The organism is Ideonella lacteola, from assembly GCF_038066555.1.
Lineage (GTDB): Bacteria > Pseudomonadota > Gammaproteobacteria > Burkholderiales > Burkholderiaceae_C > Ideonella > Ideonella lacteola.
The window spans coordinates 183,222-195,240 of sequence record NZ_JBBUTG010000011.1; the positions used below are offsets into that span (position 1 = coordinate 183,222).

Below are 12,019 nucleotides of genomic sequence, written 5' to 3' on the forward strand. Positions count from 1 at the left end.
CCCTCACAGCTTGCGAACCACCACGCTGCCCACCGAGTAGCCCGCACCGAATGAGCAGACCACCCCCACATCACGGCTGACCAGATCAGCACGGTGCTCGTGGAAGGCGATGATGGACCCGGCCGACGCGGTATTGGCGTACTCGTCGAGGATCAGCGGTGCGATGTCGCCGCCGGCTTCCTGGCCCACCAGCTTCTTCACGATCAGCTGGTTCATGCCCAGATTGGCCTGGTGCAACCAGAAACGGCGAACCTGGGTGGGCTCGATGCCCAGGGACTGCAGGTGCCCTTCGATGTGCGCCGCCGCCAGGGGCACCACCTCCTTGAACACCTTGCGTCCTTCCTGGCGGAAGGTCTTGTCGCGCGCGTTCGGGTCGCTGTCCTCGCTGCGGTTCAGAAAGCCGAAGTTGTTGCGGATGTTGTTCGAAAATTGCGTCACCAGCTTGGTGCCGAGGATCTCCCACTGGTCGGCCGAAGTCGCCGTGTCCGCCCGCTCCACGATCACCGCGGTGCACACGTCGCCGAAGATGAAGTGGCAGTCGCGATCGCGCCATTCCAGGTGCGCCGAGGTGATCTCGGGGTTGACCACCAGCACGCAGTTCGCGGTGCCCGCACGCACCGCGTTGGCAGCCTGCTCGATCGCGAAAGTGGCCGATGAGCAGGCCACGTTCATGTCGAAGCCGTAGCCGCGGGCGCCGATCGCCTGCTGGATTTCGCACGCCATCGCCGGGTAGGCGCGTTGCATGTTGGCCGCCGCGCAAAGCACGCCGTCGACCTGATCCGCTGTCTTGCCCGCCGCGGCCAGGGCCTTCCGCGAGGCGTCCACGGCAATCTCGGCCATCAGCGAGACTTGGTCGTCCGGCCGCTCCTTGAAGCGCGGGTACATGCGGGTCGGGTCGAGCACCCCGTCTTTCTCGATCACATAGCGCTGCTGGATGCCCGAAGCCTTCTCGATGAACTCCACACTGGAGGGCACCATGGCCTGCATCTCGCCCGCGGCGATGGCGGCCGCATTCTTCTCGTTTTGCAGCTCGACGTAACGGTTGAAGGCCTCGACCAGCTCGGCGTTGGTGATGACGTGCGGCGGCTGGTACAGGCCGGTGCCGCTGATGACGACTCGGGTCATGGTGGGATAGTCAGAGATCGTGGGGCGAAAAGACGCAGCCGGCCAGTGTAGGCCGACGGCAGCGCCTCCGCCCGACAGGGGTTGGAGGGAGCCGTCTAGGGGCGTGCCGGTGCGAGCGAAGCAGAGGACGCTGTCTCCTGGCAAGCGGGTCGCGAGCGCCGAAGCGCCGGCCGCGCCCGAAGCGAGGTGGTCACTTTCGGGGCTTTGAAGCGGCCTTGGCGGCTGGCGCCTCTTCGGCGGCACCGCCCTGCCGCAAGGCATCGGACATGCCCATCAACACGCCGCTGACCAAGGCAGCGTAGCTCTGCGCCAGTGTCTGCGCCGCCTTGAGCCCGGCGGCGCGGGTCTCGCGGATCGCCGTCTGCATCTGCCCCGTCATCTGCTCCAGGGTGGCCGTGGCCTGCATGCCGGTCATGCTGCCGGCCTGCTCCATCTTCCCCAGCACCTCGGCCCATGGGCCGGCCAGCTTGGCCATGTCCGTGCCCGCGGCCGACTTGCGCACCGTCTCGAACAGCGTGTCTTCCATCTTCTCCAGGTCGCTCAAGGCCTTCTTCAGCTGCTTGTCGTGCAAGTCCACGCCTTGCTCGGCCAAACGCTCCAGCGCCACCCGGTTGGCGTCGACCGCCTTCAGCAGCGCGTCGTCCATGCCGGCGAGTGCGCCATTGAGCATCGCTTCCACATCCACTTTCGGGGTCACGTTCTGCAAAGCCCCGGCACTGGCCGCCTCGGTGACCGACTTGAGCACCCCCTTGATGTTCTTCAAGCTCATCTCGCGGCCCTGCAATGCGCGCAGGGTGGCCTGGCTCACCGCCTCGCGCAGTTGCGCGGTCTGCTTCGCGCTCGCGTTGGCGAACATCTCGATCAGTGCATCCTGGTCGATGCCGGATTTGGGCATGTCGGTCTCCTGGGCTGAAAGTCAGCCCGCTACCTTACGCCCTGAAAAGGGCACCCGTCTCAGGGCTTGCCCCAAAGGAAAAGGGCCTCCGAAGAGGCCCCTGCCGTTCACCCAGGCAGCCGCCACTGCGCGGCCGACCTGTGTCAAGACATCACTGCGCCGTGCCGCAGACTTGCTTGAACGCCTTCTTGAATGCGGCGTTCGTGTACAGCGTGCCCTGGTTGGCGCCGCCGGACTGGGTGCAACCCGCATGGGTGTGGATCGCGACGACACGGCCGCCGGTCAGCACGGCCGAGCCGCTGTTGCCGCCTTCGGTGTCGGCCGCGTATTTCAGCGTCGTGGCCGCGGTGTCCACCGTGGCGATCGGGCCGGTCGAGTACTGTTGGGTCTGGTTGTCCACGCCGGTGTCCACACCATAGCCATGGATGTCCACCTTGTCGCCGACGGCCGGCACGGCCTTGGCCAGCTTCAGGCCGCCGCCTTGTGCTTCGAGCGGCATCTTGCCGGTTTCGCTGTTCGGCGAAACGGTGAACACGCCCCAATCGTTGCCCACGCCGCCGTTGGACGACTTGCGGTTCGTCGTCGGCACGTACTGGTCCTTCGGAGCGGGGTGGTTCAGGCTGCCGTTCGAGTTGGATTTGGGCACGTTGAACTCGACCACATCGACCAGCGAGGGCGTGGCCAGGCAGTGGCCGGCGGTGATGAAGCAGCCCTTGGCCATCAGGTTGACGGTGCAACCGACGTCGATCAGGCGAGCGCGATCAGACACGTTGGAAGCCACGCGGTCATCGTTGGCACCGCACTGGCTCTCGGTCACCGGCTGGGGCTTGCCGGCCAGCACCTTGACGATGCCGAACTGGCCGGTGCGGCCGGCCTTGTCGGCCAGCAGCTCAACGCGCACCGCCGAGCCGTTGAAGTAGGCCGAGGTGTTCTGCCACTGGGCCAGCGTCTTGGCATTCAGGTGCTGCTGGGCACCATCTTTCAGCGAGGTGATGCGCAGCACGGCGCCCTTGGGCAGCTTGACGCTGTCGAACTGCAGGCGCAGCCAATCGGCGTTCTCGATCACCACATCATGGCTGGCGACCACGCCGGCCTGGCGGGCCACCGATTCGGCGCTGTAGAAGGCATAGGCGTGGGTGTCTTGGGCCAGGCCCACCGTTTGGCCGGTGGCACTCAGGCTGGCAGCCGCCAGCGCGGCCAGTGCGAAAGCGCGCGAAACAGACTTGCGAATATGAAAGGCGAACACACTTTTCTCCTCTAGCACGTGTAGTCGAAGACGCTGGCGCAGCCGCTGGCGGCGGCTTGCGACTGCGCCAGATCATGAAGACAAAGCGGTCTCGCGCTTTGCCGCGCAAGACTAGTCGAACGAGGGGCTGCTGCGATCCCCTAGTCTGTCAAGCTCTATCAACGACGATCAAATGACAGCGTTCGCCTCGTCGTCGGGCAGGTGTTCGGGCGCGATCTGCTCGGCGTAGTCGTACAGCGCGCCGAGAATCTCTTGGCCACGTTCGTCGGCGGCCTCGGCGAGCACGTCGAGCTTCTCGAAGAAGGCAGCGAGGCTCAGGCCCCCGCCAGCGCCGTCGTGCAGCCGCTCGGCGCAGTGCCGCCCCCAACGCTCGCGCTCGGCCGCATCCAACGATTCGGGATGATTGCGGGCCCGGTAGCGAAAGACCAGCTCGTCCAGGCGCCGGTCTTCGAAGCTCGCACGCGTCCAGCCTGGGTCGTCCGGGCCCAGCTTGCGCAGGCGATCGAGGCGCTGGCGGTCGGTGGGGTTGATGAAACCACCGTAGAGGTCTTCATCGACATCGGGGCTGCGCTCGGCCGCCGGTCTGGAGAACACATCGGGCCAGATGCCAGCCATGGTGGGCCCCTGCTTGGCGCAGGCGTCGGCGTGGCGGTCCACCCGCGCCATGTCGATGCCCCAGCGCTCCGCCATCGGCGCAGACAGCGTCTTCAGCGAGCTGATGACCACCGGCGACTTGTTGATGTGGATCGTCTTCAGTGGCAAGCGGGTCACGCCCTCGGGCAGATCCTCGGTGCGGGTGAACATGCGTTCACGGATCGCGGCGGCGTTCAGGCCAAACAGCTCGGCAGGGTCTTCTGCCAGATCCCAGACGATCAGCTCGTTCTTGTTGGTCGGGTGGGGGGCCAAGGGCCACACCGCAGCAATGCAGCCGCGCTCCGGCCCGTACATGCCCGACACATGCAGGAACGGTCGCCCTTGCCGCTGCGCCGCCTCGATTTCTGCCCACACCGCCTGCTTCTGCCGCAGCTTCAGGCAAAACTCCCAGAGCCTTGGCTGGTGCTGGCGCACGAGGCGTGCCAGTGCCACGGTGGCACGCACATCCGACAGCGCATCGTGCGCTGCCTCGTGCGCCAGGCCGTTGGCCGCGGTCAGGTGTTCGAGCTTGAACGAGGGTCGGCCGTCCTCATGCCGTGGCCAGTTCAGGCCATCGGGCCGCAGCGCATACATGCAGCGGACGGTGTCCAGCAGGTCCCACCGCCCGCAATCGTTCTTGTACTCCCGGGCATACGGATCCATCAGATTGCGCCAGAACAGGTGGCGCGTGACCTCGTCGTCAAAGCGGATCGTGTTGTAGCCCACTCCCACCGTGCCGGGCCGCGCCAGCTCACGCTCGATCACCTCGGCGAACGCCGGCTCGGGCAACCCTTGGGCCAAGCATTGCTGCGGCAGGATGCCCGTCAGCAGACAGCTTTCCGGATCGGGCAGGTAGTCGGGCGAGGGGCGGCAGAACTGCATCACCGCCGTCCCGATTTCGTTGAGCTCGGCATCGGTGCGCACACCGGCGAACTGCGAGGGCCGATCGCGCCGCGGCACGCGGCCGAAGGTCTCGTAGTCGTGCCAAAAGAAGCTGAATTCACTCATGCCGGCACCATACCGCAGCTCGGATCACCAGCCGGCTTCCCGCACGCGCACGAGCGTGGGGAAGCGCGGCAGGCCTTGCAACGTTTCGCCGCGCCATCGGTAGGTGACCACGCTGCCGAGTGGGGGCGGGTCGCGCCGCTGCTCGTCGGTGAGGCCACTGCCGACCAGAAACTCGCGCCCGTTGTCGTCTCGCACACGCAGCGCACCGGTCTGGCCCTCGAAGCGCCCCTCACCCCGCGTATAGCCCATCACCACCGCTTCGGCGTCGTGGGCGGGCTTGAGCTTCAGCAGCACATCGCTGCGGCCCGTGCTGTACAGCGCATCGGCCCGGTGCAGCACGAGGCCCTCTCCCCCATCGGCCACCACGTGCTCCAGCCGCTGCTGCAAGGCGGCCGCATGGGCCACCTGCGTCTGCTCGACCGGCTGCCAGCTGCGCATGGGTGATGCCGCTGCCCAGGTCTGCAGGCGTTGCACACGTTGCGCAAAGCTGCCTTCGCCGTTCGGGCACTCGAAGACCATGTAATGCACCCGGCCCCAGGCGTGGGCATCGGCATGCCCCCGCCGCACAATCGACGAAAGCTCGTCGAAGCGACCGCGTCCAAGCCAGAGCTCGCCGTCCAGCGGCTGCCCGGCGGGCAGCCCCGCGAGAAAGGCGGCAGGCGCAGCCACCGTGCCGCCCCCTCGAAATCGCAGCCGCGCCCCATCCCAGTAGGCGCGAACGCCATCGAACTTCTCGCTGACGAGGTACCCCCAAGGGTCCTGTCCGTCGGCCGCCTCACGGGCGAGCAGCAGCGCCGGCGGCGGTTCCGCGGCGGCGCGCACCGGCGTCGTGACCGGCAAGCCCGCACACAAAGATGCCCCCAACCAGCGTCGCCGCGACCACAACCTCGAAGCCCTCATGGGTGACCTCACCTCGCATCAGCACAACAAGCCTCAGTGTGGGCCGCGGCCGGCCATGCCGTCTTTCCCTCCGGAGGGTGGCCCCTCAACAAATCGATGAGAAGGCCGCGCCGCCCGGGCGCCCGACGCTCAGCCGCGCTGGGGCGGCAGCATCGGCCGGGCCAACTCGTCGGTCGACAGCCCGCGCTCGCGCAGCAGGGCCTCCAGCGCCGGCAGCAGCGGGCCCAGGCGCTCGTCGAGCGCATCGCGCACCGTGTCGACAAATACCTGAGTCGAGCGCTCGATCTCGATGTTGAGCACGTCGCCGACCTGCTTCGATCCGAAGGTGGTCTGGCGCAGCGTCTCCGGAATCAGCCAGACCTCGAACCACCCCGCCTGCCGGTCGGCTTCTGCCACCGTGAGGCTGGCGCCGTTGATGGCGATGTAGCCCTTGGCGAACACGTAGCGCATCCAGCGCGGAGACAGGCCGATACGCAGCACATGGTTGTTCTCGGGCCGGCGGATCTCGCGCAGGGTCCCGGTCACATCGATGTGGCCCGAGAGGGGGTGTCCGCCGATCTCGGCGCCGTCTTTGGCGGCCCGCTCGACGTTGATCGCACTGCCCTGGACCAAGCCACCGAGTGTGGTCAACCCGAGGCTTTGCTGCATCACGTCGAAGCTGGCGGCGTCGTCGCCATCCAGCGACGTGACGGTGAGGCACACGCCATCGCAGGACACGCTCGCGCCGATCTCCAGCCCCTGCGCGAAGCCCGGCGGAAACCGGAGCCGAAAGCTGCGCAACCCGGGACGGTCGGTGAGGGCCTCGACGTGGGCCACGCCTTGAACGATGCCGGTGAACATCAGAAACGATCCCGCAGAAGTGTGAGCAAAGGCTGCGGATTATCGGCCTCGTCCCATCGCCGGCAGCGCGAAAGGACAAGGCACCCACGCCCAGATGACAGAGCGTCCTCGCCGGATGGGCCATTCAGGGCGGCTTCTGCCCCGTCTCACCCGGTCGCAGTGTCACGGCCGCTGCCGATAGTGCGCAGCGTGCACCGCCGCCCCGATGGTCCCGCAGCCAGGACCCCGGGCGACAACAAGAGCGGAGCGCAATGACTCAACCAAACCCCAAGACCTTGGAGTTACGCATGAAGATTCGTCTGATCGCCACGGCCGCCCTGATGGCCGCCGCTGGTTCCTCCCACGCGCTGTCGCTGGCCGCCATCGATTCCGCTCGCAGCGCCGGCACCCTGAAGGAAGTCGTCATCTTCGGCGCCTCGGCCCAGACGCCGATGCTGGCCGCCTACCTGAAGAACGTCGTCTGCGCCGGCGCCGCCGACTACGACGAGTTCTGGAACGACGCCTCGGGCAAGAACTTCCGTGCCTACTCGTGCACGATGTCCATCGCCAGCGGCTACCCGAAGGGCAGCAAGCTGCTCGTGATCAAGCGCGACAAGGACGGCTCGATCTACGGCGTGAACCAGGTCGCCAACAACACCGCCGGCCAATCGATGGTCGTCAGCAGCGCCGCCTGCTCGGCCTACAACCACGCCGTCACCCCGGCCGCCACCTGCGGCACGACCGCGCCCCAGACCCCGATCGCTGGCATCTCGGACGTCGAACCCGCCCTGTTCTCGAAGGCCTTCAAGATCGGCAACGCCGCCAACCAGTACCTGAACCAGCCTGACCCGGCCTCGACCGACGACGCCGGCAACGCCTGGGCCGTGCCGACCACCGCCGCCCTGAACGGCCTGGACATCGCCTCGGCGGGCCAGACCATCTTCGGCGTCGCTGTCAGCAAGACCCTGCGCAACGCGCTGCAATCGGCCCAAGGCCTGACCGTCAACTCCGACGCCGACGCCGACATGCCCAGCCTGTCGCGCGCCTTCATCGCTGGCGCCCTCTCGGGCTTCGTGCGTGGCGGCCCCGTGGCCACCTACGCCAACTGGAGCGCTGTGACCGGCGTGGCCGCCGATGCGGCCAAGAACGTCGTCGTCTGCCGCCGCACCCGCGGCTCGGGCACGCAAGCCGTCTCGAACGCCTTCTTCCTGGAAATGGGCCCGATGGCCGACACCGCCGTCGGCATGCTGTCGCCGGTGGCTTCTGGCGCTGCCGCCAACACCGATGGCACGCCGGTTCCGGGTCTGGTCGTGAACGAAGGTTCGGGCACGGGCGACGTCGAAACCTGCCTGGGCACGACCCACACCAACGATTTCGCGCTCGGCGTGGTCAGCCGCGAGAAGGATCCGCTGGTCAACGGCAAGTCGTACCGCTTCGTGAAGATCGACGGCTCGGCCCCCAAGCAAGCCCTGGCTCGCACCGGCGCCTATCCGTTCGTCTACACCTCGTCGATGCAATGGCGCAAGACCACCAACGCACCCGACGCCCAAACGAAGAGCTTCCTGATCGGCATCCGCGCCAACGCGGTGACCTCCAACAAGATCAGCCTGTACGCCAGCTCTGAAGCCAAGGGCGGCCTGCTCGCCAGCCCGCACAAGTGGCAAGTCGCCACCGACACCTGCGGCACCGCCACCGACGCCGACGACGCCATCTACGGCTCGTGCGTCGAGCGCATCGACGTGGGCAACACCACCCACAACCCTGGCTCGCACGTCTACGGCGTGGCCAACTTCAAGACGACCAGCTCGGCTCCGCTGCACATCGTGAAGTGATCGCGACCCGTCGCTGAGCGGCCGGCGGCCTCGCCGCCGCCCAGCGACCCCGGCGCCCAAGGGCAAGGCCACGCCTTGCCCTTGCCTTTTGGAATGCCCATCAATGAATAGAGGGAGAAATACAGATGAAAGCGATCAATCTGACGGTTGCACTCACCCTTTCCACGTGCGCGCTGCCGAGCCAAGCGCTCTCCCTGACAGAGATTGACAAGGCTCGAGCGGCAGGGACGCTGAAGGAGGTGGTGATTTTCGGGTCATCATCGCTCAGCACTTTAATCGGTTCATACATGAAGAGTGTCGTCTGCGGCGGCGCGGCAGACTACGATGAGTTCTGGGATGACGTGTCCGGCAAGAACTTCCGTGCCTACTCGTGCACGATGGCCATCGCCAGCGGCTACCCGAAGGGCAGCAAGCTGCTCGTGATCAAGCGCGACAAGGACGACTCGATCTACGGCGTGCACCAAGTCGCCTTGAACATGCCCGGGAAAACGATGGTGGTGAACGCCCTGGCTTGCTCCGAGTACAAGCACCAGGAAACGCCGGCTGCGACCTGTGACACCACCGAGTCGCGCATTCCGACTGCCGGAATGTCGGACGTGGCCCCCGCGATGTTCCCGCGTACGTACACAGTGGCAGGAGTGGCGCAGCAAGCGCTGAACTATCCCGATCCGACCACGAGCGATGACACCGGCAATCCATGGACGCCGCTGACCAAGTCACAACTGAATCAACTGGACACCGCAAGTGTCGGTCAGACGATCTACGGAGTTGTCGTCACCACGACTCTCCGCAACAACCTTCAAATGGCGCAAGGCTTGCCGGCCGGGTCCGACGACGCAGCACATAGCCCGAGTCTTAGCACCGCCTTCGTGAGTGGTGTATTGAGCGGCTTTGTCCGAGGAGGATCGCAGCCGAACTACGCCAGTTGGAAGAGCGTCACCGGAAGACAAGGGGACGAAACGAAGGGTGTAGTGATTTGCCGAGGCGCTGGTGGCAACGGTATCCAGGCCGTCTCGAATGCCCACTTCTTAAGAATGACGGCCTCTATTGATGACGAGGTGACATCGGTTCTTCACGACACGGCGCAGGGCCTGCTGACACCTTTGGCGTCGGGGCAAAAAGTGGGTGCAGATGGAGTACCCGTTCCTGGCGTGGTTGTGAATGAAGGCGACTCGGCCGCCGCCATCGAGTCATGCCTACGACTACACGCCGCGGAATACGCCATCGCAGTCTTGCCCCGCACTCGCAATCCCAACTTGCATGGATATGCACATCGTTTTGTTCGACTGGACGGCGTGCTCGCTGAACGCACTTGGGCTCGAACTGGCGCCTACCCGTTCGTTTACACCTCGTCGATGCAATGGCGTAAGACGATCAACGCGCCAGACGCACAGACGAAGGCCTTCTTGATTGGGGTACGGGCCAATGCCGCAAGTTCAAACAAACTCGTCTATTACGTCAATTCAGAAGCACCCACGGGATTGATGGCCAGCCCGCACAGATGGCAGGAACGAACTGACACCTGTGCCAATACCACTGATCTGGAGGACGCGATCTACGGGTCGTGCGTCGAGCGCGTCGACGAAGGTGACGCCACCTACAACCCAGGCAGCCACGTTTACGACGTGCACACGGTTTTCCGGAGCAGCAGCGGCGCCCCCCTGCATCTGGTCAGGTAGCTTGCGAAAGCGGCGCAACGCTGTTTGCGCCGCTCGCGCAAGCTCCATTCAATCAGCCTTGCCGCTCGCAAAAGCACCAAAGTGACAGTTTCACGACAGGCAATGAGTCTGATGTAGCCCCATTGCCTCAGAACGGTCCCTGCTCGGTGCCAAGTCAGCGTCGCAGACTTCGCGATCGCTGTGAACGATTGCCCGTCCCCGCCCAAATGAGTTGCCCCAGCACAAAGCGCCGATGGCGCCACAAGCCTTCGACTGCGCTGGCAATCAGCATGGCTGGCCTCCTCGCGGCCCTGCCTGTTGGGGCCGTCAACACGGAACTTCCGTCTGGTACTTCGGCGACAGAGCCCAGATTCGACATCTGGGAATACGAGATCGACGGCAACAGCGTGCTGCCGATCGAGGCCATCGAGCGCGCGGTGCAGCCGCACCTCGGGCCGGGCCAGTCGATGAAGGCCGTGGAAACTGCCCGAACCGCGCTGGAGGCGGCGTACCAGCAGGCAGGCTTCCTGACGGTGCTGGTCGACATCCCCGAACAGCGTGTCGATGAAGGCGTGGTGCGCCTGTCGGTGCTCGAAGGCAAGGTCGGCACGCTCTATGTGGCGGGCTCCCGCTACCACTCGCAGGGCTACATCCGCCGCACGGTCACGGCGCTGCAGGAGGGATCGGTGCCGAACTTCACCGTGGCCCAGCAGCAGTTGGGCGCCTTGAACCGCAGCGACGATCGCCGCGTGGTGCCGGTGGTGAAGCCCGGTCGACTGCCCGGCACGGTGGACATGGAACTGCAGGTCACCGACCAGTTGCCGATCGGCGGCTCGCTGGAGCTGAACAACAACCATTCGGCCGGCACCACCGACACCCGCGCCTCAGCCACGCTGCGCTACGACAACCTGTTTCAGCGTGACCATTCGCTGGCTTTGACGCTGCAGACAGCCCCCGAGGCCCCCGATGAATCGCGCGTGCTCGTCGCCAACTACACGGTGCCCGAGCCCGACGGCGACGCCTGGGGCCTGTCGTTCACCTTGTCGAACAGCAATGTCGAAACCCTGGGCGGCACGCAGGCGCTGGGCAAGGGCAAGACCTTCGGTCTGCGCCATCACCACAACCTGCAGCTCGGCGGCGCCGCCGGCACGGTGTCGCTCGGTGCGGACTTGAAGTACCTGAAGGACCGCCTCGCGTTCGGCACCTCGGTCATCGACACCCCCATCCGCTACATGCCGTTCCAGGCGGCCTACACCGGCTTGTGGAGCGAGGGCCGCGAGAGCCTTCAGCTCAATACCAGCCTCACCTTCGCCTGGCGCCGCATCTTGCAGCGCGAACTCGACTGCGTGGGCACCCGGCAAGACCAGTTCGATTGCAAGACGCAGGGCGCCAGCGGCAGCTTCGGTGTCTTCCGCCTCGATGGCCGGTGGACCCGGCCGTGGGGCGATTCCAGCCTCGTCACGCGACTGGCGGGGCAACTCGCTTCAGGCCCGCTCGTCAGCGCCGAGCAGTACACGCTGGGCGGTGCCGAAACGATCCGCGGCTATCTCGAAGGCGAGGTGTCGGCGGACCACGCGATCCTCGGCAGCCTCGAGTGGCGTGGCCCCAACCTCGTCGGCGCCCAAGAGCCGGCAGCAGGCTGGACGGACGTGCGGCCGCTGCTCTACATCGACCTCGGTCGCGGTCACCTGGCGCATGCCGGCGCCGGCCAGGCTTCGTATTCCTCGCTGTACGGCGGTGGCTTCGGGCTGCGCCTGTCCAGCGCCTGGCTCGATGCGGCCCTGGACGCCGCCTGGCCCGGCAAGACCACCCCGAACACCGCCGCCGGCGAGCCACGCGTGCACGTGCGCGTGACCGCCCGCTACTGATGGCACTCGATCGATTCCGCGATTGACCTGCCCCG

The 12,019-nt window shown here is 66.1% G+C and carries 9 protein-coding genes; 3 read left to right on the forward strand and 6 right to left on the reverse strand.

The genetic code is table 11. The features are described from left to right. Positions 1-3 precede the first annotated feature (3 nt). The 6 genes from AACH06_RS17840 to AACH06_RS17865 all read right to left on the reverse strand — a co-directional run bounded on the left by AACH06_RS17840 (position 4) and on the right by AACH06_RS17865 (position 6,647). A complete protein-coding gene (locus AACH06_RS17840; protein WP_341427100.1) occupies positions 4-1,125 on the reverse strand; it encodes a beta-ketoacyl-ACP synthase III in 1,122 nt (373 codons plus the stop codon). A gap of 190 nt (positions 1,126-1,315) precedes the next feature. Continuing rightward, positions 1,316-2,020, reverse strand: coding sequence for a DUF6781 family protein (locus AACH06_RS17845; protein WP_341427101.1), 705 nt, complete (start codon positions 2,018-2,020; stop codon positions 1,316-1,318). A 151-nt stretch (positions 2,021-2,171) separates the two neighbouring features. Next, positions 2,172-3,266: a trypsin-like serine peptidase gene (locus AACH06_RS17850; RefSeq protein WP_341427102.1), complete on the reverse strand. Its 1,095-nt coding sequence runs from the start codon at positions 3,264-3,266 to the stop codon at positions 2,172-2,174. Positions 3,267-3,434: 168 nt separating this feature from the next. After that, on the reverse strand, positions 3,435-4,907 hold the full coding sequence (gene sbcB / locus AACH06_RS17855) for an exodeoxyribonuclease I (RefSeq protein ID WP_341427103.1): 1,473 nt from the start codon (positions 4,905-4,907) through the stop codon (positions 3,435-3,437). 24 nt (positions 4,908-4,931) lie between these two features. Continuing rightward, positions 4,932-5,747, reverse strand: coding sequence for a DNA ligase (locus AACH06_RS17860; RefSeq protein ID WP_341427104.1), 816 nt, complete (start codon positions 5,745-5,747; stop codon positions 4,932-4,934). A 189-nt stretch (positions 5,748-5,936) separates the two neighbouring features. Then, complete coding sequence (locus AACH06_RS17865) at positions 5,937-6,647, reverse strand: riboflavin synthase subunit alpha (protein ID WP_341427105.1); 711 nt, start codon at positions 6,645-6,647, stop codon at positions 5,937-5,939. A gap of 287 nt (positions 6,648-6,934) precedes the next feature. On the opposite strand from AACH06_RS17865, the gene AACH06_RS17870 reads away from it, so the two are divergent. The 3 genes from AACH06_RS17870 to AACH06_RS17880 all read left to right on the forward strand — a co-directional run bounded on the left by AACH06_RS17870 (position 6,935) and on the right by AACH06_RS17880 (position 11,984). After that, positions 6,935-8,458, forward strand: coding sequence for a hypothetical protein (locus tag AACH06_RS17870; protein WP_341427106.1), 1,524 nt, complete (start codon positions 6,935-6,937; stop codon positions 8,456-8,458). A 125-nt stretch (positions 8,459-8,583) separates the two neighbouring features. Continuing rightward, positions 8,584-10,137, forward strand: a complete 1,554-nt coding sequence (locus AACH06_RS17875; RefSeq protein ID WP_341427107.1) for a hypothetical protein — start codon at positions 8,584-8,586, stop codon at positions 10,135-10,137. Positions 10,138-10,406: 269 nt separating this feature from the next. Continuing rightward, complete coding sequence (locus AACH06_RS17880; protein ID WP_341427108.1) at positions 10,407-11,984, forward strand: ShlB/FhaC/HecB family hemolysin secretion/activation protein; 1,578 nt, start codon at positions 10,407-10,409, stop codon at positions 11,982-11,984. The last annotated feature ends 35 nt before the right edge of the window (positions 11,985-12,019 follow it).